Here is a 24,821-nt window from a genome sequence, read left to right as displayed (position 1 = left end):
TCAGTAGCGGGGACAGGATTTGAACCTGCGACCTCTGGGTTATGAGCCCAGCGAGCTACCGAGCTGCTCCACCCCGCGTCGGTGAACGCAACATTACGTCAACAACGCGGAAGGAAGCAAATTGCTTACTTGGCCAGCACCGGCTCCGCATCCCTCAGCCCATCCGGCGTTCACTTTCTGACGCCGGTCCCGGCATTTCAGCCCGTCCGGCGTTTGAGGACGAGGCCCCTTCAGGGCCGACGGGGGTCCAGGGGGCGGAGCCCCCTGGCGGGGTGGAAGGGGCGGAGCCCCTTCAGGATGGGACGGGTAGGGGCGGCGGGGGCGAGAAACCCGACGTCAGCCACAACGCCGGACCCCAGACAGCCCACCTCGCTCCAGGCACCCGCCCAAAGCCCACCGCAGCGTCACGCCGACAGCTCCTCCCGCAGAGCGTCCCGCAACCGAGCCGCCCGCTCAGCCACCTCCGCCGGCCCCAACGTCACCGCCCGATCAGCCCACCGCTGCCCCTCCGCCAGCTCCCCGCGACGCGCGTAGACCAGAGCCAGCCGCAACGCCGACCGCCCATGCCCGGCATCAGCCGCCCGCGTCCACCACACGGCAGCCTCCGGCTCACTCCCCTCCCGGGCCAGCAGCAGCCCCAGATTGAACGCCCCGTTCCGCGACCCGGCCTCGGCAGCCTCCCGGTACCACCGAGCCGCCTCCACGACGTCCCCCCGAGCCGCGGCCAGCATCCCCACCCGCACCTGCGCCCGCCGATGCCCCTGGGATGCCGCCCGCTCGTACCACTCCTCGCACTCGGTCTTCTCGTGCACCGACTCCCCGAGCTCATGCGCGGGCTCCGGCGGCCGCCGTGCGTCCAGCAGCGTCGCCAGCCGATACGCGGCCTCCGCACTGCCGCCCCCGGCCGCGCACCGCAGATGCCGCTCCGCCGCGGGCTCGTCCCCGTCCCGCAGCCGAGCGATCCCCACCTGCAGCGCCGCCTCCGTGTGCCCGGCGGCGGCGGCACGCTCGTACCACCGCAGCGCGGCCCGCTCCTCGCCCCGCCCGGCGTACAAGATCCCGAGGTTGAAGGCCGCGTCGACGCTCCCCGCCTCCGCCGCCTTGGAGAACCACGGCTCGGCGCCGGTCGCGTCCCCACCCTGCAGCAGCAGGATCGCCAGCGCGTTCGCCGCCTCGCGGTGCCCGGCGTACGCCGCCCGCCGGTACCACTGCTCGGCCTGTGCGGTGCGCCCCTGCTCGGCGCAGAGCAACCCCAGGTTGTACGCCCCGTTCACATCGCCGGCGTCCATCGCGGCCCGGTACCACCGCTCGGCGGTCTGCGTCTCCCCGCGCTCGGCGTGCAGCGCCCCCAGCGCGTTCGCCGCGTTGCCGTCGCCGTCCTGCGCGGCCCGCAGCCACCACATGGCGGCGCTCTCGGTGTCCCCCGCGTCCCGCAGCAGGAACCCGAGCGCGCAGGCGGCCCGCGCCTCCCCGTCCTTGGCGGACGTCAGATACCAGCGCCCGGCCTCCTTGAGCTCCCCGCGCTTCTCGAGGATCGCCCCGAGGTGCAGCGCGGCCCGGCGGTGCCCGCGCGCGGCGGCCTGCCGGTACCACTGCTCGGCCTCGTCGAGCAGCGACTCACTCGGCCCTACACCGTTGTCGGCTCCGTCTTCGCCCGCCCGCACCGCCTGCCGGTCGAGCGCCCGCGCCAGCCGGTACGCCGCCTCCCGATGCCCGCGCTCCGCCGCGGCCCGCATCCACTGCTCGGCCGCGTCGTCGCTGCGGTGCTCCAGCAGATCGGCCAGCGCGTACGCGCCCAGCGTGTGTCCCTGCTGGGCCGACTGCCGCAGCCAGTACTCGGCGGCGGGTTCGTCGCCCCGCTCGCGGTGATGGCGCCCCAGCGCGTGCGCGGCCGCGGCCGATCCCGCGACGGCGGCGATCCGCCACCATCCTGCGGCCTCGTCGGCGTATCCCCGCTGGTGAAGAAGAACTCCCAGGTTGTTGGCGGCGGCCCGGTCCCCGGCTGCGGTTGCGGCACGCAGATGGGGCTCGGCTCCGTCGAGGTCCCCGCGGCGCAGCAGCATGGCCCCGAGGACACTCATCGCCTCGACGTCCCCGGCCTCGGCGGCGAGCCGCTGCCGGGCCTCCTCGACCGCGTCCCCCGCCTCGTCCCGGTCCACGGGCCGGCCGAAGGCGAAGTCGCCCTCCGGCTGCGCAAGATCACCCACCGGCTGCGAGGCACTGTCTGCCGGCTGCGCGACATCGCCCGTCGGCTGCACAAAGTCGGCAGGCTGCACAAACCGCCCTGTCTCCAACAGAGTTGCCTTGTCCCCCATAACGTCCATCGTCGCACCACCTGCAACCTGGGTACACCTGGTATACCGCAGCCAGTGAGGTCACTTCAGCGTTTTGTCGACATGCCCACAGAGAGACAAGTCAAACACAGTTCTCCCAACTCCCCACGGCGGCGTGGCCGTCCCGCCCTGCGGCACATGCGTTCGCACATCACAAAGGCCCGGATCCCTTGTCAGGATCCGGGCCTTCGCTGTCGTACGACATGTCGGTCAACATGTTCGTCGACTTCAGTAGCGGGGACAGGATTTGAACCTGCGACCTCTGGGTTATGAGCCCAGCGAGCTACCGAGCTGCTCCACCCCGCGCCGTTGTGAAGCAACCGTATCACGGCGCGGGGTGAGCTATTTGATCAGCCGCCGTCCCTAGCTGCCGGTGGGACTGCTGGACGGGCTCGGACTCGCACTCGGGCTCGGTTTGCTGCCGCTGTCACCACCGCCGCTGCCGCCCTTGTCCGCTTGCGCCTGTGCGTCCTCGGCCCGCTTCAGCGCGTCCTCGAGGTCCTCCTGCGCCCTGCCGTACGCCTCCCAGTCACCCTTCTTCAGGGCTTCCTGGCCGGCCTCGAAGGCCTTCTGGGCGTCGTTGAGCGCTTCCTGGACCGTCGGGTTGTCCGAGGTCGGCGGAGGCGTCGTACCGCCTTCCTCCTCGCCCTCGTCCGGTGGCTCGGTGGTCGGGCCCTCCGCTCCGAAGACCTTGTTGAGGGCCTCGCCGAGCGTGTCCTCGAAGGCGGTGGTGCCGCCGTAGGACACCAACACCTTCCGCAGGAGCGGGTACTTCAGTCCACCACCGCGTACGTAGACCGGCTCCACATAGAGCAGTCCGCCGTCCAGCGGGACCGCCAGCAGGTTGCCGTACTCGACTTCCGAGTCGCCGCCTCTCAGCAGCCTGATGGTCTCGGCGATGTTCTGCTCGGAGTTGAACTGACTCTGAACCTGACTGGGGCCGTTGACGGTGGTGTTGGTCGGCAGTTTCAGAATTCTGATCTTGCCGTAGTCACTGGTGCCCGCCTCGGCGTCGACCGCCATGAACGCACTGAGGTTGTCCCGGCCGTTCGGCGTGAACGTCGTCGTCAGCGAGAACGCCTGCGCCGCCTGGTCGGGCATCCTCATGCTCAGGTAGTACGGCGGCACCGCGTTGCCCGACTTGTTCGTCGGGTCGTCCGGCACCTGCCAGACCTCGCTGCCGCTGAGGAACGTCGTCGCGTCCTTCACGTGGTAGCGGGTGAGCAGCTCGCGCTGGACCTTGAACAGGTCCTGCGGGTAGCGCAGATGGGCCATCAGATCGTTCGAGATCTTGCTCTTGGGTTCCACCGTGTCCGGGAAGGCCTTCATCCAGGTCTTCAGGACCGGGTCCTGGGTGTCCCACTGGTAGAGCTTGACCTCGCCGGTGTAGGCGTCGACGGTCGCCTTCACCGAGTTGCGGATGTAGTTGACCTGGTTCTGCTGGGCCACGACCGCTCGCTGGTTGTTGCTGGCGGTCAGCGAGTCGGCCGTCGTGTCACCGAGGGTCGTCCGCGAGGAGTACGGGTATCCGTTGGTCGTCGTGTACGCGTCGACGATCCACTGGATGCGGTGGTTGACCACCGCCGGGTAGGCGTCGCCGTCGATGGTCAGCCACGGGGCCACCGCCTCGACGCGCTCCTTGGGCGTGCGGTTGTACAGGATGCGCGAACCGTCGCCGATCGCACCGGAGTACAGGATCTGCGGCTCGCCGAACGCCGCCGCATACGCGGCCCGGTTGACCGGGTTGGAGAGGCTGACGCCGCTGTCGGCCTCGTAGCTGTAGGTCTTCTCACCGCTGTCGTCGGAGTAGTCGATCTCCTTCTGGGGACCGCCGACGATGGAGTACATGGTGGTCTTCTCGCCGTAGTAGACCCGCTGCTCGTACGTCCCGAGATCGCCCTTGGAGGGCAGGTCGGACTCGGTGAACTCCGGGCGGCCCTGGGAGTCGGCGTTGGTGCCCTCGGCGGCCACCACGCCGTAGCCGTGGGTGTAGCGGAAGTGGTCGTTGATCCAGTTCCGCTTCGGAATGCCGTTGAGGTTGATCTCACGCAGACCGATGACCGTGTCCTGCTCCTTGCCGCCCTTGTCGTACCGGTCGACATCCAGGTTGGTCGGGAATGCGTAGTAGTTCCTGATCTGCTGGAGCTGCTGGAACGTCGGCGAGACGATGTTCGGGTCCAGGATGCGGATGCTCGCGGTGGAGTCCACGTCGTCGCGCAGTTGGGTCTTGTCCTCGGTCTTGCTCGTGCCCGCGTACTCGGTGACCTTGGCGCCGTCGATGCCGTACGCCTCGCGCGTCGCCTTGAGGTTCTTCTCGACGTACGGCGCTTCCTTGGCCTGCTCGTTGGGCTGGACCTGGAACTTCTGGACGATCGCCGGGTACAGGCCGCCGATGAGGATCGCCGAGAGCACCATCAGGCCGAAGCCGATGACGGGCAGCTGCCAGGTGCGCCGCCACAGGGTGGCGAAGAACAGCAGCGCGCAGATGACGGCGATGCAGAACAGGATCGTCTTGGCCGGCAGATAGGCATTGGCGTCGACGTACCTGAGGCCGGTCCAGTTGTCGGTCGCCTTGAAGTCACTGGACTTCACCGCGAGTCCGTACCGGTCGAGCCAGTAGGCGACCGCCTTCAGGGCGACGAAGATGCCGAGGAGGACCGACAGGTGGCCGGTGGCCGCGGCCGTGGCACGCGCGCCCGGGCTGGTGATGCGCAGCCCGCCGTACAGGTAGTGGGTGAGCGCGGCGGCGATCACGGAGAGGATCGCGGCGGCGAAGCCGAAGCCGAGCAGGAACCGGTACCAGGGCAGGTCGAAGGCGTAGAAGGAGACGTCGAGCTTGAACTGCGGGTCCTTCTGCCCGAAGGACACTCCGTTGACCCACATCAGCCAGGTGCGCCACTGGCTGGAGGCAGAGGCGCCGGCGATCAGACCGACGAGGGCGGTGATCGCGAGCAGCAGCCACTTCTTGTACGGCGCGATGCCCATGCGGTAGCGGTCGAGGCTCTGCTGCTCCATCGACATCGCGCTCAGCGGCGGGCGCAGCCGGTGGGCCAGCCAGATGTTGAAGCCGACCGCGAGTGCCATCAGCAGACCGAAGACGAAGAACAGCCCGATCTTCGTCCACAGCGTGGTCGTGAACACCGACGAGTAGTTCACCGACCGGTACCAGAGCCAGTCCGTCCAGAAGCCCGCGAACATGGTGAAGGCCATGCCGAGGACGGCGAGGACGCCCAGTGTCATGAGCAGCGTCCGGACACGCCGGGACGGGCGGCCCACTCTGATCCGTGGCCCGGTCGGGCCTCCGCCGCGGTCCGGCATCTGGAAAGCCAAGGTTCGCACCCCGAGGTTCGCTGTTGGTCCGTCAGGCCCGCGTCTTCGTGGACCCTCCGTGGTCCCCCGTGATCGTGGGCCCACACCTATGCAACTTACTCACCGTTTACTCAGTTCCCGATTCCGCCCAGGAACGAGGCAGGATTGTGACCATGTCCAACACTCCCATGGCGGCGAGCCCGCTGACCCGGGCCGTTCTCGAGATCGACGAGTACGCCTCCGGCCTCGGCTGGGACCAGCCCGCCCGCCTCTTCGCCCTCGTAGACACCGCACGGCTGCGGGACCAGGAACCCGGCCTCGCCGCCCAGCTCGGCCTGGGGGACGAGCAGGAGTCCTCCGGCCTGACCCCGATCGAGCAGGACGAACTTCCAACGGGCAAGGCGCTCGACGAGTTCCTCGGCACGATCGCCTGGCCCGACGCGGTGGCCGGCTGCGCGCTCACCGTCGAGCGCCTGATGCTGCCCCCGTCCGCCGAGGCCCAGGTGCCTCAGGGCCTGAGCGAGGCCAAGCTCGCGAAGTGGGTGGCGGACCATCCCGAGCGCCAGGAGGTCCGCATGACGGTCGCGGTCCTGCGCGACGGCGCCCGCGAGTCGGCCCTGCGCCTGCGCGAGAAGGACTCCCCGACGGAGGTCCTCACCGGCCCGGACCTGGTCCCGGGCCTGGCGGAGGCGCTGGCGGCGACGTTCGCGGACTGAGGTCTTCCGGTACGGCGACCAGCAGTACGGCGACGGTGACGGTGGAGCCGACGAGACCCGTTCCGTAGATGAGGGCTGGTACGGCAGTGGGGCGCCCCTTGAGGTGAAAGGGCGCCCCACTGCCGTACTCAGGCCTGCCGCTCAGTCCTTGGTCGTGCACTTCGGCAGGTCGGCGGTGTCGCCGGAGCGGATGTCCTTCAAGGCGTCGAGGGCGTTGGAGATGGTGCCGACCTTGACGAGGGTGAGCCCCTCGGGGACGTCCCTGGCGGCGGTCGCGCAGTTGTCGGCAGGCGTGAGGAAGTACTGGGCGCCCTTGTCGCGCGCGGCGATGGTCTTCATCTCGATGCCGCCGATGGGCCCGACCTTGCCGTCGTCGTCGATGGTGCCGGTGCCGGCGACGAACTTGCCGCCGGTGAGGCTGCCCGGGGTGAGCTTGTCGTAGAGCCCGAGCGAGAACATGAGGCCCGCGCTGGGGCCGCCGACATCGGCGAGCTTGATGTCGATGGAGAACGGGAAGGTGTGGTCGGTCCCGGCGGAGATCCCGACGATGGCGCGCTTCTCGCCGCTGTCGTCGGACTCGGCGGTCCTGATCGTGACCTTCTCGGTCTTCGTCGGCGTCCGACGCTCCTTCTCGGCGGCTGCCTGCTCCTTGGCCGGCACGATCGTGAAGACGACGTCCTGACCGGGCTTGTGCTTGGTCACCAGCTCGGCGACGTCGCCGGGTTCCTTCACCGCCGTACCGTCGACGGCCTTGATCACATCACCGGCGTGCAGCTTGCCCTCGGCCGGTGTCCCCTTCACCACGGTCGAGACGATGACCCAGCTCTGCACCGGGATGTTCAGCGCCTTCAGGGCGGCGACCTTGGCGCTCTCCTGGGACTGGCTGAACTCCTCGGCGTTCTCCTGGGTGGACTGCTCCTCGGTCTTGCCGTCCGGGTAGAGGGTGTCGTGCGGCACGACCTTGTTGTCATGTGCGAGCCAGCCGTAGACCGCCTCGACGAGGTTCATCTTGTAGTCGGCGCTGGTGACCCGGACGGTGGTCATGTTGAGATGCCCGGTCGTCGGATAGGTCTTGCGCCCGGAGATCTGCAGCACCGGCTCGCCGTCGTGCTCGCCGAGGGTGTTCACCGTCGGCCCCGGGGACATCTCCGAGTACGGCACGGGGATGAAGACTCCCGCGCACAGGAGCGCGATCAGCATCAGGGTGGAGGCGAGCATCGTCGCGGTGCGGCGTGGCATGGCAAGACAGTACGTGACACTCCTGTCAGCGCCCCGTCAGGGCTATCTGACCGTGACCTGTCAGCGCTGTGCCACCCGCCCCGCGATCATGTCGCGCCCCCCGTCCGGCATCACGTGCGGGAGGAGGGCCTCTCCATGGCCTCGCGGAACCGGGCATAGCCGTCGAGCTCCGGGCCGTCGCCCCGAGCCTTCCGGGTCCGGTTGGCCCAACTGCCCCACAGACCGGCGCCGATCGCAGCCACAAGCGGAATCAGCAACCAGGCGAGCGCCGCCATGCCGTCCTCCCATCCCCAATGAGTGACCGCAAACTGACTGATCAGCAGATTAACCACTGGCACTGACAACGCTCACGCCAGGGGTGCGGTTACGCAACCGGAGTGGGGTGGAAAGGGTTCGGACGGCCCTGTTCGGCAGGCGGACGGGTTCGGGCGGACCTGCTCAGCGGGCAGCGGATTCCGGAGGTCCTGCTCAGCGGGCGGCAGATTCCGGACTTCCCGCTCAGCAGGCAGCGGATTCCGGAGGTCGGTGCTCAGCAGGCGCCGACCCACTCCTCGGTGCCGTCCGAGAACTTCTGGTGCTTCCAGATGGGCACCTCGTGCTTGAGATCGTCGATCAGCTTCCGGCAAGCCTCGAAGGCCTCCCCGCGATGGGGGCAGGAGACGGCGACGACCACGGCGAGATCCCCCACCTTGAGCTCTCCGACGCGATGGACGGCCGCGAGTGCCCGCACCGGATACTCGGCGACGACCTTCTCCGCGATGCGCCGCATCTCGGCCTCGGCGCTGGGATGGCACGAGTAGCCGAGCTCGTCGACGTCGGCACCGCCGTCGTGGTTCCGCACGGTCCCCACGAAGAGCGCGATGCCGCCGGCGGCGTCGTCCCCGACGGCCCGGAAGACCTCGTCCACGGAGAGCGGCGTCTCGCGGATGCCGATCAGCTTGATGGGGTCCTGAGCGGCCTGCTCACCGGGGTGGTCGTTCGTGGTAGCCATGCGCCCATCGTGCCTCACGCGCGGAACCAGGGGGAATAGCGCTATCGCCCGGCACGCGTGCGTGGTGTTTTGGAGCCTCCTACAGGGTCGGCCCATCGGTTCGTTACAGCCGCTCGCCTTTCCTCTTCAGCCCGTCCGGCATTCGAGAAGACGCGCCATCGTCCCGATCCCCCCACCCGCAGGGGGCTCGCCTCCTTGACGCCGGTCCCGGCATTTCAGCCCGTCCGGCGTTTGAGGACGAGGCCCTTTAGGGGCCGACGGGGGTCCAGGGGGCGAAGCCCCCTGGCGGGGTCGAAGGGGCGGAGCCCCATCAGGATGGGACGGGTAGGGGCGGCGGGGGCGAGAAACCCCGACGCCCACCCCGCACACGTCACCCTCAGATCCGCCGCCGAGCCTTCCGGGCCCTCCGCACCACGGCAGCCGCGCCCAACAGGGCCACCGTGGCCCCCGCGGCACCCGCCGCGGTCGCGTCCTTCCTGCCCAACCGACGCCCCGCGACCGTATGCCTACCGGAGACCTCCTCCAGCAGCTCCGCGAGCACCTCCTCGTTGGTCCACTGCGGCCGCCACCCCGCGTCATGGAGCCGGCTCCCGCTCACCACCCAGGGGTACATCGTGTAGGCCAGGTCCCCGGCCGGGGAGGGCGTCAGCCCGATCCGGTGCAGCCGGGCCGCCGCGCCCAGCGCGACCGCCGACGGCAGCTCCATGCGCCGGATCCCGCTGAGCTCCTCGACCTCCTCCTGCTCCAGCCATCCGTCGCATCCGACGGCGAGTTCTCCGTCGACCTTCTCCAGGACGGCGTACTCCAGGGCGCTGCACAGGTCCTCGACATGGCAGAACTGCCAGGCAGGTCGCGACCCGGCGACGACAAGCAGCCGGGGTGACTCGAAGTACCTGGTCAGCGCGGTGTCCGTGCCGCCCACGAGCACCGCCGGCCGGACAACCGTGACATTGAGTCCCGGGTGAGCCCGCGGCGCCCTGCGTGCGAGGCGCTCGATCTCCAGCAGGTCCCCGACGCCGGTGGCCTCCGCCGTCGCCCGCAGCTCCGCGTCCTCGGACAGCGGCAGCTCGTTGTCCGGCAGTGCCCCGTACACCATCGCGGAGGTGCAGAGCACGACCCGGTGGATCCCGGCCGCCGCCGCGGCCGTCAGCACGGTCTGCGTCCCCCGAACGTTGTACGCCGTCCGCGCGGCCGGATCCGTCTCCAGATCCAGATCGAGCGCCAGGTGCACGACCACGTCGGCGCCCCGCAGCTTGTCCGCGATGGCCGGATCCCGCACATCCAGGATGTGCCACTGCGCCGCCGCGCACTCACCGCGCCGCTCGTCGATGGCGATGACCTGCTTGACCTCGTCCGACGCGGCAAGCCGCTCGGTGAGGAGCGCGCCGACACCGGACGCGGCACCGGTCACCGCGACGACGGGCCCGCGGGCGGCGGGAGGGGTTGACCGGTTTCGCGCTGCGCGAACCTGCGGATCAGGGGAACTCACCGGGCGTCTCCAGCGGTTGTCTTCAGTACGAACGCGAGTGACGCGTCCGTACCAGGTGGCATCCATCCTGCCGCAGGCCAAGAGTCGGCGAAGCACCGAGGCCCGATCGGCTCGCGGTGTCTACGCTGGGTGGTGTTATCGGGCAGCCGCGCCGCCGGTGCCAGCCGGTGGCCTTACCAGCCGAGGAATCCCGTGAGTGACACCCCATTCGGATTCGGCCTTCCGCCGGAGGAGCCGGAAGACGGCGACGAGGGCAAGAAGAAGGACCAGCAGAGCGGCGGTGGTCAGGGACCGGCCAACCCGTTCGGGTTCGGCGGCCTGCCCGGAGCCGGGGGCTTCGGCGGCCCGGGCGGCCCAGGTGCCGACAATCCGTTCGCAGCCATGTTCGGTTCGCTGAACCCCACCGACCTGGGCGCCGCGTTCCAGCAGCTGGGGCAGATGCTCTCGTACGAGGGCGGCCCGGTGAACTGGGACATGGCCAAGCAGATCGCCCGCCAGACGGTCTCCCAGGGAACCGCCGACGGCACGAAGGACGCGAGCGTGGGCCCCGCCGAGCGCAGAGCGGTCGAGGAAGCCATCCGTCTGGCCGATCTGTGGCTGGACGACGCGACGTCCCTGCCGTCCGGCGCGGGCTCCGCCGTGGCGTGGAGCCGCGCGGAGTGGGTCGAGGCGACCCTGCCCGCCTGGCAGGAACTCGTCGACCCGGTCGCCGAGCGTGTCGGCACCGCGATGGGTGACGTCCTGCCGGAGGAGATGCAGGCCATGGCCGGCCCGCTGATCGGCATGATGCGTTCCATGGGCGGCGCCATGTTCGGCACGCAGATCGGGCAGGCCGTCGGTGTGCTCGCGGGCGAGGTCATCGGCTCGACCGACATCGGCCTGCCGCTCGGCCCGGCCGGCAAGGCGGCGCTGCTGCCGGTGAACGTCGAGGCGTTCGGCAAGGACCTGGGCGTGCCGAAGGACGAGGTGCGGCTGTATCTCGCCCTGCGCGAGGCCGCCCACCAGCGCCTCTTCGCGCACGTGCCGTGGCTGCGCTCGCACCTGTTCGGGGCGGTCGACGGCTACGCGCGGGGGATCAAGGTCGACACCGCCAAGCTGGAGGACGTGGTCGGCCAGTTCGACCCGCAGAACCCGGAGCAACTGCAGGACGCCCTGCAGCAGGGCATGTTCCAGCCGGAGGACACGCCCGAGCAGAAGGCGGCCCTGGCTCGTCTGGAGACGGCTCTGGCGCTCGTCGAGGGCTGGGTCGACGCGGTGGTGCACGCGGCCGCGAAGCCACGCCTGTCGTCCGCGGACGCGCTGCGCGAGACGCTGCGCCGCCGCCGTGCCTCGGGCGGCCCGGCGGAGCAGACGTTCGCCACGCTGATCGGCCTGGAACTGCGCCCGCGCCGTCTGCGCGACGCCTCCCGCCTGTGGGCCTCGCTCACCGACGCGCGCGGTGTCGACGGCCGTGACGCCCTGTGGCACCACCCGGACATGCTGCCGACGGCCACCGACCTCGACGACCCCGACGGCTTCGTGCACCGCGAGCAGATCGACTTCTCCGAGCTGGACAAGATGCTCGGCGAGGCGGCGAGCGGCTCCGCGGAGAAGCCGAACCTGAAGAAGGACGACGGCTCCACGGGCGACGACAAGGGCGACGGCACCGAGTGAGCCTCCACGACGACGCGGTCCTCGTACTGAAGGGCTACGAGGACCAGGCAGATCTGCGCCAGACCTACCTGGAGCATCTGGAGGCCCACCCGGACGGCATGTGGAAGGCCTGCGGGGACGGGCACATCACGGCGAGCGCGCTGGTGATCGACCCGGATCGCGGGCGGGTGCTGCTCACGCTCCACAAGAAGCTGCAGATGTGGCTGCAGATGGGCGGCCACTGCGAGCCGGAGGACACCTCCCTGGAGGCCGCGGCACTGCGCGAGGCCACGGAGGAGTCCGGCGTCGCGGGACTGACGCTGCTGCCGGGCGGCCCGGTGCGCCTCGACCGGCACCCGATCCCGTCCCCGTGTCACTGGCACTACGACGTCCAGTACGCCGTTCTGGCCCCGCCGGACGCGGAGCACGCCATCAGCGACGAGTCCCTCGACGTGCGCTGGTTCGCCTACGACGAGGTGGCGGACGTGGCGGACGAGTCGGTCGTACGACTGCTGGAGGCCACGCGCGCGAGGCTCGCGGCCTGAACCACATGTAAGGGCCGGCCGCAACGGCGGTTGGCCCTTACACCTTCTTTCCGGACGGTTGGGCCGCGCCCCGAAGGGGCGCGGGGAACTGCGCGACCAGCCACACACGTCCCGCGGCGAAGAGACAGCCGCAGCCCCCGAAGCTCCTCGGCCCAACCCGCGGAGCGATCAGCTCCAGACGTTGCCCTGGTTCTGTCCCCGGGCCCCCTGCTGCCCCATGCCGTACTGCGCGGCGAGGCCCGAGCCGATCTGGGCGTTCTGCGGCGGCAGCATCTCGCTGGGCTGGACGAGTGCGAAGCCGCTGCCCATGAAGCTGAGCTCCCAGCCCTCACCCGTGTTTCCGCGGCGCCGCCACACCCCGGAGGAGTGCGTCTGGGCCTGCATCTGGACGCGCAGGGCGGTCGACCAGGCAACGATCGCGTCGGCGTCGCAGTTGACGTACTTGTCGGGCGTCACCTGCATCATCAGCGGCATGCCCGAGGTCATCAGGGCGACCTTGCCGCGGCCGGTGATGTTGAGCTGGTACTTCCCCGAACCGGAGATGCCGTAGAGGCTGTCGACGGCGATCACCTCGTGGTGCAGCGAGGAGTCCATGGCCAGCACATAGCTGCTGTCGACGGTCAGCCCGTCCTGGTCCACGTCCACCACGTGGACGTGCTGCTTGAGGTTGGCGAGGTAGACCGTGCCCTGCCCGTGGCAGCGCATGAGGTCGAGGCCCTCGCCGGTGTGCGCACGCGCACGTCCCTGCTGGTTGCTCTGGTACTCGGCGTCGAACTCGACCATGCCCTGATAGGCGACCATGGTCCCCTTGCGGGCGAGGATGTCGTCGTGACCCTCCAGGACGACGCGGAGCATCTGCTTGTTCTGCAGGCTCCAGCGCTCCTGGCTCTGCTGGTCGTTGTAGGCGAAAAGCGGGCTCTGCATGGCTTTCTTGCTCCCCCTCAGCCCCGGATCCGGAGGCGGTCGGTGCTGTCCTCGCTGGGCTGGACGACGACGATGCCCTGGCCGGAGAAGGCCATCTGGTAGGCCTCGCCGCTGCCCCGGCCGATGAGCGACTGCGCCTTGAAGCTGCGCTTGCCCTTCACCTTGAGGTTCGGGGACCAGGCGACGAGCGCGTCCGGGTCGACGTAGGTCTCGTCCTCGCCGCCGCCGCAGTCGACGACGATCGGCTTGCCCCGGGAGGTCAGCGCGACCCAGCCCTGCCCGGAGATCTTGGTGTTCCACAACCCCTGCCCGGCGAACTTCGCCAGGCCCTTCACCCGCTCGACACCCCAGGTGAGGTGGGCGTCGAAGGCGAGCAGGTTGGTGGCGTTGACGGAGATGCCGTCGCCGTTGAGGTTGATGACGACGACGTTGGCGCCGTAGTCGGCGAGGTAGAGCAGGCCGTCCCCGGTGCACTTCATCAGGGGCGCCCCCTCGCCGGTCATCCAGTCCTTGGCGATCTGGCGCACGGCCGGCGGGTTGGGCTCGTACTGGACGAAGCCTTCGTAGGCGACCATCGACCCCACGCGCGCGAAGAGGTCGTTCCCGGTCTGCATGGCGACCTTCAGCATGTGGTTGCCGTGGTTCTCCATGCGGGCGCCGACGGGTGCGGGGGCGTAGCCCGCGAGCGGCTGGTTCATGACGGGCTCTCCCTCAGATCTCGTACGGCTGGACGACGATGAAGTTGCCCGGCGCGCCCCGGAACTGGAGATTGACGCTCTCTCCGGTGGCGCCGGGGTAGGCGTTGCGGCGCATCCGCACCTGGCTGGAGGCGACCACCTGGGCGGCGGACGACCAGGCGACCACGGCGTTGGCGTCGGCGAACGTCGTGGGCGTGACGGGCAGCACTACGGGCGTGCCGTGCGTCTTGACGACGAGCGTGCCGGTGCCCGTGAACTGCATCGTGAACAGCGCGCCGCCCGGGATGCCGTGGCCTTCGATGCGGCGGATCTCGTACTGGAGACTCTCGTCGAAGGCGAGGACGTTCTCGGCGGAGACGCAGACGCCGTCGCCCTGGAGCTCGATGGGGTGCAGCATCGTGGAGTTCTCGGCGAGGAACACCTGGCCCTGGCCGGTGCAGCGCATCAGCTGCATCTCCTGGCCGGTCGCGTTGCCCACGATCCGGCCGGCGAAGCCGGCGCCCTTGTAGCTGAAGTCCACCTTGCCCTGGTACAGCACCATGCTGCCCTGCCGGGCCAGCACGGGCTGGCCACCGATGCCGAGGTCGACGCGGATCAGCTTCTTGTTCTGCTGCGTCCAGCGCTGCCCGGTGGGCGTCTCCTTGAACTGCTGGAGCGCCCCGGCCACACCGGCACCCTGAGGGGCGCCCTGGGGTGCGCCCTGCGGGGCACCCTGGGGGCCTCCGTAGGGGGCCTGCTGGCCCGGGACCTGGCCGTACGGGGGCTGCTGGCCGTAGCCCGGCGGCGGGGTCGGCTGGCCGTAACCGGGCGGCGGGGCCGGGGCCTGCGGGGCCTGTGGCTGGGCGTAACCGGGCGGCGGCGGGGCGCTCGGAGCGGGAGCCTGGCCGTACGGCGCCTGCTGGCCGGGCTGACCGTAGGGCGCCTGCTGGCCGGGCTGACCGTACGGCTGCTGCTGACCGGGCTGACCCGGCTGGCCGTAGGGCGCGGGCGCCGGGGCCGGGGGCGGCGGGGTGCCGCCGGGCGGAGTCACGGGCGCGACGATGGTGGGCTGGGCGTGCACCGACGGCGCGGGTGCGGGGGCCGGGGGCGGCGGGGTGGAGCCCGGCGGGGGCGCGAAGCCCTGGGCGGCGGGCTGCGGGGCCGGGGCGGGCGCCGGTGCAGGGGCGGGCGCGGGAGTCGCTGCCGGGGCGGCCGGGGCGCCGAACGTGGGCGGCGCGGCGGCCTGGGCGGGCGGGGCGAAACTGGGAGCGGCGCCGGTCTGCGGCTGCTGCGGGGCGGCGGGCGCCTCCTCCTCGGCGACCTCGCCGCCGAAGTTCTTCAGCAGCGCATCGAGGCCGCCGTCGAAGCCCTGTCCGACCGCGGCGAACCGCCAGACGTCCTTCAGGTAGAAGTCGCCCAGCATCACGGCACGTTCGGTGGAGAACTCCGAGCCGTTGAAGGCGTACCGGGCCACCTCCTCGCCGCCGGCGACGATACGGATGTACCCGGGGTTGATCTGCGACATCTGTCCGGCGCCGTCGATCGTCGCCGTGAAGGACAGCTTCTGGATCTGCGGGGGGATCTTGTCGAGCGTGACCCGGAAGGACTCCGTGTCGCCGGCCTGGGCGCCGAGGAGCTGGATGGACTCCTCGGGGGTCTTCGGCTGGTTGAAGAAGACGAAGTAGCGGTCGTCCGAGAGCCGTTCGTCGGCGTCGAGACCGAAGCAGCTGATGTCGAAGCTCAGCCCTGGGGCGGAGATCTGTACCCCTACGTACAGATCCGTGCCCGCGGTGAGGTCACTGATCCTGGCCTTGTGGCCGCGTTGGAATTCCCTGGCCATGCGTAACGACCGTCCCCCATCCCGAATGTGAGTGCGTCGCGCCAGGCTAACGGCAAACTCGGACATCGGACGAAGCCGGTACAGACCCGGTACACAACGCTTGCCCGGCCGGACCGGAAGCACTGCCTCCGGGGAGGGCCCGGGGGCCCTTGAGGGCGCGGTCACTCGCCGCGCGCGCCGGGCACATGGGGCAGTCGCTCGGCGGCGACGACCCCTTCGAGGTAGCCCTTGGCGCGCTCGGTGCGGGGATACGCCTCCAGCAGCCGCCAGAAGCGGGGCCCGTGACCGGGCACCAGAAGATGCGCGAGCTCATGGAGCAGGACGTAGTCGATGACGTACTCGGGCATGCCCTGCAGGCGGTGTGAAAGACGGATGCTGCCCTCGGCCGGAGTGCACGAGCCCCAGCGTGTGTTCTGATTGGTGACCCAGCGGACCGAGCTGGGCCGGGCGCGGCCGTCGAAGTACTGGGCCGACAACTGCTCGGCGCGCTCGGCCAGTTCGGCGTCGCCGAGGACCTGCTTGCTCTCCTGGGCGGCCAGCTTGTCGAGCATGACGTTGACCCAGCGCTGCTCCTCGGCCTCGGACATCCGGGCAGGGATGAGCACGACGGTGCGATCGCCCTCGCGGTACGCCGAGACCGTCCGGCGGCGCCGGGCGCTCCTGCGGACCTCGATCGCGTTCGCCCCCGGGCCGCTCGTCGGCGGGCTCGTCGTACTGCGCTGTGGCGTTCCGGCGCGGTGCAGTGGGTCGGCGGACACGCCCCGACGTTACCCGCTGCACATGGGGGAAGTCCCGACTCCGGGACGGTTCGATCCCGATCCCCCACCATGCGTTTGATTTGTACGACAAATATCCACCGCCTGTGGACAACTTTCGACGCCGGGCGCCGCGGCGGGGCATGCTGGCAGTCACCGGCGGAGCTGCGACCGAGCTCCATCGGCACACGGGGACGTTCCACGACGGCTACGGGGGCCAGTTCATGCACGCGACGGTTTCGACAGTTTCCGCACACTCGGCACATTCGTCATATTCGGCAGACTCATCGCATACGACGGTTCCAGCGGCTCCACTGGTCAAACCCGCCCTCAGGCGCGGGTGGCGCGATCTCAACACCGTGCAGTTCGGGATGACTCCGGCGCACGCGATGACGCTGGGTCCGATGGACACGGCGACGGGCAGTTTCCTCGACCTGCTCAACGGCACCCGCGGGCCGGAGCTGCTGCGCGAGGAGGGCCGCCGTATGGATCTGCCGGACGGCCATGTCGACGAGCTGGTGCGGCGGCTGGCAGGGGCCGGACTGCTCGACGACGCGAAGGGAGGCGGCCCGGCCGCCGACGCCCTGCGCGGCAAGAAGGAGGTTCTGGACCGGCTGCGCCCCGATCTGGCCTCCCTGTCCCTGACCACGTCCGAGCCGGGCGGGGCGATCGGCCGCCTGGCCGCCCGCCGCTCGCTGCGCGTGCAGGTGAGGGGCGCCGGCCGGGTGGGTGCGGTGGTGGCCTCGCTGCTGGCGGGCGCGGGCGTCGGCGAGGTCGACGTACGCGACGTCGGCCGTGTCGAGCCCTGGGACGTGGCGCCGGGCGGGCTGCCCGCCGAGGCGGTCGGCGACCGCAGGGACGAGGCCGCGCGACGCGCCGCACGCCGCTCGGCGCCGGACCGTCCACCCCGCCGCGGCCCTCGGTCGTCACTCGGGGAGGACAGCACCGGCCACTCCCTGGTGATCATCGCCCCGCGGGACGACGTCGCCGTGCACGCGCCCTCCCCGTCCGCAGCCGAACCCCTCATCACGTCCGGTACGCCCCATCTGTACGCCGGTGTCGTGGAGGGAACGGGCATCGTCGGCCCCCTGGTCCTTCCCGGCGAGACCGGCTGCGCCGGCTGTCTCAACGAGGGGCGTACCGACCGGGACCCGGCCTGGCCCCGCCTGGTCGCACAGTGGCGCTCGGGCTCGGGAAGGACGCCCCAGGTGCCGCCCTGCGATCTCGCGCTGGCAACGACGGTCGCCGGGCTGGCGGCCGCACACGCCCTGGCCTTCCTGGACGGCCACGTTCCGTCGAGCGCGGGTGCACGCTGGGAGGTGTCCCTGCCCGGTCTGAGCTGGCACGCCAGGCCCGTGTGGGCGCACCCGGCATGCCCCTGCGGCGCCGCGGAGAAAGGTGAGGGAGAACACCCCTCCGAGGACGAGGAGTCGCACGAGACAATGGAGGAGCAACGGCCGTCGAAGGAGTCGAGTCGTAAGGCAGACGCGGAGCGGCCGGCTGGGACCTGGAGGGCGCATGTCTGATCTTCCCCGCAAGGCGGTCACGCGGACTGCCAAGCTCGCCGCGCTCCCGCTCGGCTTCGCCGGGCGGGCGACCTGGGGACTGGGCAAGCGGATCGTCGGCGAGTCCGCGGAGATCGTCGGCCGTGAGCTGCAGCAGCGCACCGCCGAGCAGATGTTCAAGGTGCTCGGTGAGCTCAAGGGCGGCGCGATGAAGTTCGGGCAAGCCCTGTCCGTGTTCGAGTCGGCCCTGCCCGAGGAGATCGCCGGCCCCTACCGCGCGGCGCTGACGAAGCTGCAGGAGGCGGCGCCGCCGATGCCGACGCGCACCGTGCACAAGGTGCTGGGGGATCGGCTCGGCGAGGACTGGCACGACCTGTTCCTGGAGTTCGAGGACAAGCCCGCCGCAGCGGCCTCGATCGGCCAGGTGCACCGGGGGGTGTGGCACGACGGCCGTGAGGTGGCGGTCAAGGTGCAGTACCCGGGAGCCGGCGAGGCCCTGCTGTCCGACCTGAACCAACTGAGCCGCTTCGCCCGGCTGTTGGGTCCGCTGATTCCCGGCATGGACATCAAGCCACTGATCGCGGAGCTCAAGGACCGCGTCTCCGAGGAACTGGACTACGGCCTGGAGGCACAGGCCCAGCAGGTGCACGCGGAGGAGTTCGCCGACGACCCGGACGTCGTCGTGCCGGCGGTGGTCCATCACTGCGAGCAGGTCCTGATCACGGAGTGGATGGACGGCGTGCCGCTCTCGGAGGTGATCTCGGACGGCACCCAGGAGCAGCGTGATCGCGCCGGCCAGCTCCTCGCCCGCTTCCTCTTTTCCGGCCCGGCCCGTACCGGCCTGCTGCACGCCGACCCGCACCCCGGCAACTTCCGCCTCCTGCCGGGCGGCCCGGACGGCGAGGACGACTGGCGGCTCGGGGTCCTGGACTTCGGCACGGTCGACCGCCTCCCGGGGGGGCTGCCGACGCCCATCGGCGACTCCCTGCGCATGACCCTGGACGGCGAGGCGGAGACCGTCTACGAGCTCCTCTGCGCCGAGGGTTTCGTCAAGGAATCAATAGACCTGGATCCCGACGCGGTCCTCGACTACCTTCTGCCGATCATCGAACCGGCCCAGGTCGACGAGTTCACCTTCACCCGCGGCTGGATGCGCAGCCAGGCCGCCCGCGTGGCCGACCCCCGCTCCCCCGCCTACCAGTTGGGCAAGCAGCTCAACCTGCCCCCGGCCTACCTCCTCATCCACCGCGTGACATTGAGCACTATCGGCGTGCTGTGCCAGCTGGGCGCCACGGTACGGCTGCGCGAGGAGCTGGAGGAGTGGCTGCCGGGGTTCGCACCGGAGGAGGAGACCGGCGAGGAGGAGTCGGCAGCGGAGGCGTGAGCAGGGCTACCACCAGGCCGAGTCCAGGCGCCCCTCGATCGCTCTGAGGTTTTCCCGGGAACAGGCGTCGCAGAAGTAGTGGCGGATGCCGTTCTCCACGGAGCAGGTCCAGGTGGGCTGCGGTGCCTGAGCCTGGGTGCCGCAGCGGGCGCACACGAGGGGTCGCGGCTCCTTGGCGGAGCCGCCGTTGTCGCTGTCTCCGGGAAGACTCGTCACTCGGCGACGATATCGCCGCCACTGATCGATCGGCGGGCACAACGCACCGCGGGGGCCGGTCCGTTCGCACGGACCGGCCCCCGCGGGGAGCCATCGCCTACCCGGTGGGCAGGCCACCGTCTGGCGGTGTGGTGGGTTACTGCATGACCGCCCTGGCGAGCGCACGGCGGGCGCGCATCGAGGCGCGCTCGGCCCGGCGCTGCATGCGGCGAGCGGTCACCAGCTGCACGGCCCGGCGTTCCCGCTCGGCCTCATGCTGTCGCTCGTGCATATGCGCACGTGCCAGGGCTTCTTGGATGAGTTGCATCTCTCGGTTCCTGTTCTGACGCGAGTCGTTCGCGCCACTCGTGGTGAAGTCTTCAGGCGCGGAGCCTGTGAGTTCGTGGGTGGACGGCTTCATCGGGGCCTGCTTCTGGGGGTCGTGCGTGAGGGGGCGGTCGATCGTTCCTGTGATGTTCATGCCGTGACCGGGTTCTTGCGCGGGCGGCCACGCGGCCGCTTCCGGGCGACGACGACACCCTGGACGAACAGCTCGCCACCCCAGACGCCCCAGGGCTCACGCCGCTCCTTGGCGCCGGCGAGGCAGGCCTCGATCAGCGGGCAGGTGCGGCAGAGGGACTTGGCGTACTCGACGTCCGCCGGCGACTCGGCGAAGAAGACCTCCGGGTCGTAGGAACGGCAGGGGACGGGTACGCCGAGGTTCTCGATGGCGTCGTCGAGCGCGGTGAGCGCGGTGAGCGGGGTCAAGGTGGAGTCCTCCGTGGGGCCGGGCTTGGGGATCGCGTCTGAAGGCGGTACGGACGGGGCGTGCGCTTCGAGTTGCACGGTTCGTCTTCCTCGTCTGTTCGTTCCGGTCCTGTGGGACCGGGTGGCGGCTGGTACCGGGTTCTTTTCTTGTCCCGAGGCCCCTTCGGCTCCGTCATCCCCGTTCGGGGACAAACAGAAGGGCCGCGGATCCCGGATGGGGTTCCGCGGCCCTGAAGGCGCCGGCCTGATCGGCGATCAGGCTGGATCACTCCAGGGTTCTGGCCCACGGAAGGCCCACATCAGGTGGTGCTGCGTCGTCTGCTTCCGGAATCCGGCACCGGTCGCCGTAAAGGCATAGGCCTGCGCCTGTGCCGCTACTGCCGCTTCCAGTGCCTTGGTCGGTCGCTCATTGCGCTCACGGACGGGAAGGCCCGCGGGAGCAACGGAGGACGCCGGACGCGCGGCACGAATGCCGGACAGACCGGTGCCCTGGTTCGAGGCGCCGAGCATGCACAGGGAGGCGACGACCGAGCGATCGGTCATTTTGACGGTGCTGATGGAGCTGGTGTTGATGCTGATCACTGGACTCGCCTCCTCTCGGCGTCTCGGGGGACTGGGGTGAGCCAGTCCGACGGGTATGCAAGTAGAACACGGAATTGGGGCCTCCGAGAAGGCCTCCGTTCCCGTGGCTAAGAACCTATGGGGATTGCTGGGGCATGCGCAAACTATTTTTTCGACGAGTTCGTGTCATTCCCCGGCGGCGCCCTCCCCAACCTCCTGGCCTGCGCAAATGGCCAGCACATCGGCTCCGTAGCGGTCGAGCTTGCGCTTGAGGACTCCCGGGATGCGGGACAGTTCGACCGGATTGCTCGGCTCCGTTTCGGCGATGGCCATGAGGGTCCTGTCCGTGAAGATGCAGAAGTCCGGCTGCCCGCTGAGCCGCGCCTGGACCGCGCGCCACTCGCGGAGGCGTTCGTAGAGGCCCTCGTCCATGTCGGAGGGGCAGTCCTCGCAGCGCATCAGCTTCATCTCACCGGCGTCGGTGAGGGTGCGCCCGCAGACGCGGCAGCGGGCCGGGGTGCGCTGGGTCCTTCTCGGAGCGGCATCCGGTCTGCTCGTGAAGCCGCGCTCGACCCCGCCGGACTCTGCGGCGGCAATGCGTCCGACGGTGGCGGTCGAGCCGGGGCGCAGGCCGTCGAGGAAGCGGCTCGGGCGGCGGCCCGGCCGGCCGCCGGGCGCGCGGGTGAGCGCCCAGGAGACATGGAGGTGCTGCCGGGCCCGGGTGACGCCGACGTAGAGGAGGCGGCGTTCCTCCTCGATCTGCTCGTCGGTCTTTGCGTAGGTGATCGGCATCATGCCCTCGGCGACACCGACCAGGAACACGACATCCCACTCAAGGCCCTTGGCCGAGTGCAGGGAGGCGAGGGTGACGCCCTGGACGGTGGGGGCGTGCTGAGCGTTCGCCCGCTCGTCGAGTTCGGCGACGAGGTCGGCGAGGGTGGCGCCGGGTTTGGCGGCGGCGAAGTCCTGGGCCAGGTTCACCAGTGCGGCCAGCGACTCCCAGCGCTCTCTGGCGGCGCCGGACCCGGCCGGGGGTTCGGTCGTCCAGCCCTCTCCCGACAGCACGGCACGCACCTGCGAGGGCAGGTCGACGGCGTCGTCGAGGAGCGAGTCATTGCCGCCGAAGCGGGCCGCGCCGCGCAGGGCGATGCCCGCCTTGCGCACCTCGGGGCGGTCGAAGAACCGCTCGGCGCCCCGCAACTGGTAGGGGACGCCCGCGTCGGCGAGTGCCTGCTCGTAGGTCTCGGACTGGGAGTTGGTGCGGAACAGGATGGCGATCTCGCTGGCCGGGACGCCCGCGTCCATGAGGTCCCGGATGCGCCGGGCGGCGCCCTCGGCCTCGGCGGGCTCGTCCGTGTACTCGGTGTAGACGGGCTCGGGGCCGGGGTCGCGCTGGGAGATCAGTTCCAGGCGGTGGTCGGCGGCGCGGCCCCTGGCCTGGGCGAGCAGGCCGTTGGCGAGGTGAACCACCTGGGGGGTGGAGCGGTAGTCGCGGACCAGCTTGACGACGGTGGCACCGGGGTGGCGGGTGCGGAAGTCGAGCAGATGGTCGGGAGTTGCTCCTGTGAACGAATAGATCGTCTGGCTGGCGTCGCCGACCACGCACAGGTTGTCGCGGTCGCCGAGCCACAGTTCCAGCAGGCGCTGCTGGAGCGGGCTGACGTCCTGGTACTCGTCGACCACGAAGTGCTGGTACTGGGAGCGGACCTGGTCGGCGATGTCGTGCCGGTCCTGGAGGATGCCGACGGTGAGCAGCAGGACGTCCTCGAAGTCGATGACGGAGCGGTCCCGCTTGAGGTCCTCGTAGACGTTGTAGATCTGGGCGATCTCAGCCGGGTCGCGGGGGGCCTCGCGGCCGGCCTTGGCGGCAGCGGGCGCGTAGTCGGCGGGGACGGTCTGGGTGACCTTGGACCACTCGATCTCGGCCGTGACGTCCCGCAGCTCGTTCCGGTCGAGGCGGATGCGGCAGGCGGCGGCCGCGTCGGCGACGAGCTGGATCTTGCGGTCGACGAGCCGGGGCATGGAGCCGCCGATCGCTTTCGGCCAGAAGTACTGGAGCTGACGAAGGGCGGCCGAGTGGAACGTACGGGCCTGGACTCCCGCCGCGCCGAGCTGGCGCAGCCGGCCTCGCATCTCTCCGGCGGCGCGGTTGGTGAAGGTGACGGCGAGCACGCTGGAGGGCTGGAGGATGCCGGAGCGCACCCCGTAGGCGATGCGGTGGGTGATCGCCCGGGTCTTGCCCGTGCCGGCGCCGGCGAGCACGCACACCGGTCCGTGCAGGGCGGTGGCCACCTCGCGCTGCTCGGGGTCGAGCCCTTCGAGCACCGCGTCGGCAGAGTCCGGTGCCTGCGGGAAGAGGGTGGAGTGCGTTGCTGCTGTCACACGGCCATGCTGCCAGGTCGTCGGAGGCGCCTGTGCCGGTTGTCCACAGGCAGGCACTGATAGTCGTACTAATGCGGCAGGTGTCACGCTGCCGGGCATACCCCGGGTGGGAATGGCGTCCCCGTCGCGTGCGTTCCCTCTCTGGACGATCTGTTCCCCGGAGCCACCTAAGGAGCGCGCGAGACATGCAGGGCACTGTGACGATGTACAGCACGACGTGGTGCGGTTACTGCCAGCGGCTGAAGAAGCAGCTGGACCGCGAGGGCATCGCGTACACCGAGATCAACATCGAGCAGGACCCCGAGTCCGCCGCGTTCGTCGAGAAGGCGAATGGCGGAAATCAGACGGTCCCGACCGTGCTCTTCGCGGATGGTTCGACGCTGACGAACCCGTCGCTGGCTCAGGTGAAGCAGAAGATCGGCGTGTGATCGACGCGCAGACGCAGACAGAGGGTGGCCGTCCCGTTTCCGGGGCGGCCACCCTTTTGCTGTGGGCGCTCAGACGCTGCGGGTCGGCAGCGGCTTGCCGTACCAGAGCTCGATCAGGCGGGCCGCGATCGAGATGCCGTACGGCGGCATGACCTCGCCCGAGTCGAAGGCGGCGCACAGTTCCTCACGGGAGAACCAGCGGGCCTCGTGGATCTCGTCGCCGTCGACGTCGACCTCGGTGGAGGTGGCGCGGGCCATGAAGCCCAGCATGAGGCTGGACGGGAAGGGCCAGGGCTGGCTGGCGACGTACTCGACCTGGCCGACGGTGACACCGGCCTCCTCGAAGACCTCGCGGCGCACCGCCTGCTCGATGGACTCGCCGGGCTCGACGAAGCCTGCGAGCGTCGAGAAGCGGCCCTCGGGCCAGTGGACCTGGCGGCCGAGGAGGATACGGTCGTCCTCGTCGGTGACGGCCATGATCACGGCAGGGTCGGTGCGCGGGTAGTGCTCGGCACCACAGGCGGGGCAGCGGCGGATGTGGCCGGCCGCGGCGATCACGGTGCGCTCGCCGCAGCGGGAGCAGAAGCGGTGGGTGCGCTGCCAGTTCTCCAGGCCGACGGCGTGCACCATCAGGCCCGCGTCACGCGGCGACAGCAGCAGGCCCGCCTCGCGCAGGCCGGCCGGGCGCGCGGACTGGTCGATGCGGCCGGGGAGGGCGTCCTTCTGGAGGGCGAAGTAGCTGACGCCGTCCTCGTCGATGCCGAGGAAGTAACGGTGCGCCTCGGTGAGGGGGGCCTCGAAGGAGGGGGTCATGACGAGTTCGGTGCGCCCGTCCGCCGTCTCGTCGATAAGGACCTGGCCGCCGGAGACCACGAAGCAGCGGGTCGTGGGGTGGCTCCACGCCGCCGCGAGCCAGGCCTCGTCGAGCCGGTGGTGAGCGGCGCGGTCGATGCCGCTCGGGGCGGTGAGCGAAATGGGGCGGTCGGCGGTGTGGTCGGTCCAGGTGGTCACGGGTGCTTCCAACTCCCCCAGTGGAACGGTGTGCTTCGGCGGGCGGATCGGCGGGACGTGGGACGGGAGGCGACCGGGGGCGGCAGGGCTCGGCGGTTCGGGGCGGCCTCTTCAGTGTGCCCCGCGCGCGACGCCGC

At 70.4% G+C, this 24,821-nt stretch carries 22 protein-coding genes and 2 tRNA genes; 6 read left to right on the top strand and 18 right to left on the bottom strand.

Features of this window, described 5'->3' with window-relative positions:
* Nucleotides 1-4: 4 nt before the first annotated feature.
* The 4 genes from ACQEV2_RS28295 to ACQEV2_RS28280 all read right to left on the bottom strand — a co-directional run bounded on the left by ACQEV2_RS28295 (nucleotide 5) and on the right by ACQEV2_RS28280 (nucleotide 5,651).
* Nucleotides 5-78: transfer RNA gene (locus ACQEV2_RS28295), tRNA-Met, on the bottom strand.
* 326 nt (nucleotides 79-404) lie between these two features.
* On the bottom strand, nucleotides 405-2,324 hold the full coding sequence (locus ACQEV2_RS28290; RefSeq protein WP_433047306.1) for a sel1 repeat family protein: 1,920 nt from the start codon (nucleotides 2,322-2,324) through the stop codon (nucleotides 405-407).
* 241 nt (nucleotides 2,325-2,565) lie between these two features.
* Nucleotides 2,566-2,639 (bottom strand) — tRNA-Met (locus ACQEV2_RS28285).
* 57 nt (nucleotides 2,640-2,696) lie between these two features.
* On the bottom strand, nucleotides 2,697-5,651 hold the full coding sequence (locus ACQEV2_RS28280; RefSeq protein ID WP_433054838.1) for a UPF0182 family membrane protein: 2,955 nt from the start codon (nucleotides 5,649-5,651) through the stop codon (nucleotides 2,697-2,699).
* 164 nt (nucleotides 5,652-5,815) lie between these two features.
* Between ACQEV2_RS28280 and ACQEV2_RS28275 the strand changes: the two genes are divergently transcribed.
* The gene (locus ACQEV2_RS28275) at nucleotides 5,816-6,358 is read left to right on the top strand and encodes a PPA1309 family protein (protein ID WP_433047303.1); all 543 of its coding nucleotides are present in this window, start codon (nucleotides 5,816-5,818) and stop codon (nucleotides 6,356-6,358) included.
* Nucleotides 6,359-6,499: 141 nt separating this feature from the next.
* Here the strand turns inward: ACQEV2_RS28275 and ACQEV2_RS28270 are convergent, their stop codons facing one another.
* From ACQEV2_RS28270 to ACQEV2_RS28255, 4 genes are all read right to left on the bottom strand, one after another.
* Nucleotides 6,500-7,597 carry a YlbL family protein gene (locus tag ACQEV2_RS28270; protein ID WP_433047300.1) on the bottom strand — a complete coding sequence of 366 codons (1,098 nt, stop codon included), beginning with the start codon at nucleotides 7,595-7,597 and terminating at the stop codon, nucleotides 6,500-6,502.
* A 110-nt stretch (nucleotides 7,598-7,707) separates the two neighbouring features.
* The gene (locus ACQEV2_RS28265; RefSeq protein ID WP_433047297.1) at nucleotides 7,708-7,872 is read right to left on the bottom strand and encodes a hypothetical protein; all 165 of its coding nucleotides are present in this window, start codon (nucleotides 7,870-7,872) and stop codon (nucleotides 7,708-7,710) included.
* A 254-nt stretch (nucleotides 7,873-8,126) separates the two neighbouring features.
* Nucleotides 8,127-8,588 carry a molybdenum cofactor biosynthesis protein MoaE gene (locus ACQEV2_RS28260; protein WP_433047294.1) on the bottom strand — a complete coding sequence of 154 codons (462 nt, stop codon included), beginning with the start codon at nucleotides 8,586-8,588 and terminating at the stop codon, nucleotides 8,127-8,129.
* Nucleotides 8,589-8,964: 376 nt separating this feature from the next.
* Nucleotides 8,965-10,077: an SDR family oxidoreductase gene (locus ACQEV2_RS28255; protein WP_433047291.1), complete on the bottom strand. Its 1,113-nt coding sequence runs from the start codon at nucleotides 10,075-10,077 to the stop codon at nucleotides 8,965-8,967.
* A 192-nt stretch (nucleotides 10,078-10,269) separates the two neighbouring features.
* Between ACQEV2_RS28255 and ACQEV2_RS28250 the strand changes: the two genes are divergently transcribed.
* Entirely contained in the window at nucleotides 10,270-11,730 is a 1,461-nt protein-coding gene (locus tag ACQEV2_RS28250; protein WP_433047288.1) for a zinc-dependent metalloprotease, read from the top strand.
* Nucleotides 11,727-12,254, top strand: coding sequence for an NUDIX hydrolase (locus ACQEV2_RS28245; protein ID WP_433047285.1), 528 nt, complete (start codon nucleotides 11,727-11,729; stop codon nucleotides 12,252-12,254). Before ACQEV2_RS28250 ends, ACQEV2_RS28245 begins: the two co-directional genes overlap by 4 nt.
* 168 nt (nucleotides 12,255-12,422) lie before the next feature.
* Here ACQEV2_RS28245 and ACQEV2_RS28240 read toward each other — a convergent pair whose 3' ends face one another.
* The 4 genes from ACQEV2_RS28240 to ACQEV2_RS28225 form a co-directional block, all read right to left on the bottom strand.
* A complete protein-coding gene (locus ACQEV2_RS28240; RefSeq protein WP_433047282.1) occupies nucleotides 12,423-13,178 on the bottom strand; it encodes an AIM24 family protein in 756 nt (251 codons plus the stop codon).
* A 17-nt stretch (nucleotides 13,179-13,195) separates the two neighbouring features.
* On the bottom strand, nucleotides 13,196-13,876 hold the full coding sequence (locus tag ACQEV2_RS28235) for an AIM24 family protein (protein ID WP_433047279.1): 681 nt from the start codon (nucleotides 13,874-13,876) through the stop codon (nucleotides 13,196-13,198).
* Between the two features lie 13 nt (nucleotides 13,877-13,889).
* Nucleotides 13,890-15,695 (bottom strand): TerD family protein, encoded by a 1,806-nt coding sequence (locus tag ACQEV2_RS28230; RefSeq protein ID WP_433047276.1) that lies wholly within the window; start codon nucleotides 15,693-15,695, stop codon nucleotides 13,890-13,892.
* A 161-nt stretch (nucleotides 15,696-15,856) separates the two neighbouring features.
* Entirely contained in the window at nucleotides 15,857-16,453 is a 597-nt protein-coding gene (locus tag ACQEV2_RS28225; protein ID WP_433047274.1) for a M48 metallopeptidase family protein, read from the bottom strand.
* A gap of 368 nt (nucleotides 16,454-16,821) precedes the next feature.
* Between ACQEV2_RS28225 and ACQEV2_RS28220 the strand changes: the two genes are divergently transcribed.
* Entirely contained in the window at nucleotides 16,822-17,976 is a 1,155-nt protein-coding gene (locus tag ACQEV2_RS28220) for a TOMM precursor leader peptide-binding protein (protein ID WP_433047272.1), read from the top strand.
* Entirely contained in the window at nucleotides 17,969-19,339 is a 1,371-nt protein-coding gene (locus ACQEV2_RS28215) for an ABC1 kinase family protein (protein WP_433047269.1), read from the top strand. The genes ACQEV2_RS28220 and ACQEV2_RS28215 overlap by 8 nt, the downstream gene beginning before the upstream one ends.
* A gap of 6 nt (nucleotides 19,340-19,345) precedes the next feature.
* Here the strand turns inward: ACQEV2_RS28215 and ACQEV2_RS28210 are convergent, their stop codons facing one another.
* The 5 genes from ACQEV2_RS28210 to ACQEV2_RS28190 form a co-directional block, all read right to left on the bottom strand.
* A complete protein-coding gene (locus tag ACQEV2_RS28210; RefSeq protein ID WP_433047266.1) occupies nucleotides 19,346-19,555 on the bottom strand; it encodes a hypothetical protein in 210 nt (69 codons plus the stop codon).
* Nucleotides 19,556-19,691: 136 nt separating this feature from the next.
* Entirely contained in the window at nucleotides 19,692-20,015 is a 324-nt protein-coding gene (locus ACQEV2_RS28205; protein ID WP_433047263.1) for a hypothetical protein, read from the bottom strand.
* Nucleotides 20,012-20,380, bottom strand: coding sequence for a WhiB family transcriptional regulator (locus ACQEV2_RS28200; protein WP_194041041.1), 369 nt, complete (start codon nucleotides 20,378-20,380; stop codon nucleotides 20,012-20,014). Before ACQEV2_RS28200 ends, ACQEV2_RS28205 begins: the two co-directional genes overlap by 4 nt.
* Before the next feature lie 177 nt (nucleotides 20,381-20,557).
* On the bottom strand, nucleotides 20,558-20,884 hold the full coding sequence (locus ACQEV2_RS28195) for a hypothetical protein (RefSeq protein WP_398814798.1): 327 nt from the start codon (nucleotides 20,882-20,884) through the stop codon (nucleotides 20,558-20,560).
* Nucleotides 20,885-21,049: 165 nt separating this feature from the next.
* Nucleotides 21,050-23,245 carry an ATP-dependent DNA helicase UvrD2 gene (locus ACQEV2_RS28190; RefSeq protein ID WP_433047258.1) on the bottom strand — a complete coding sequence of 732 codons (2,196 nt, stop codon included), beginning with the start codon at nucleotides 23,243-23,245 and terminating at the stop codon, nucleotides 21,050-21,052.
* Between the two features lie 185 nt (nucleotides 23,246-23,430).
* Here ACQEV2_RS28190 and ACQEV2_RS28185 point away from each other — a divergent pair, with 185 nt between their 5' ends.
* Nucleotides 23,431-23,673: a mycoredoxin gene (locus ACQEV2_RS28185; protein ID WP_433047255.1), complete on the top strand. Its 243-nt coding sequence runs from the start codon at nucleotides 23,431-23,433 to the stop codon at nucleotides 23,671-23,673.
* Nucleotides 23,674-23,742: 69 nt separating this feature from the next.
* On the opposite strand, the gene nudC is transcribed toward ACQEV2_RS28185, so the two are convergent.
* A complete protein-coding gene (nudC, locus tag ACQEV2_RS28180; RefSeq protein ID WP_433047252.1) occupies nucleotides 23,743-24,684 on the bottom strand; it encodes an NAD(+) diphosphatase in 942 nt (313 codons plus the stop codon).
* Nucleotides 24,685-24,821: the final 137 nt, after the last annotated feature.

Origin of the sequence: Streptomyces sp. CA-251387 (assembly GCF_050936625.1) — a bacterium.
Lineage (GTDB): Bacteria > Actinomycetota > Actinomycetes > Streptomycetales > Streptomycetaceae > Streptomyces.
The sequence above is the reverse complement of the archived record's forward strand: the minus strand, read 5'-3'. Positions and strand labels throughout refer to the sequence as shown.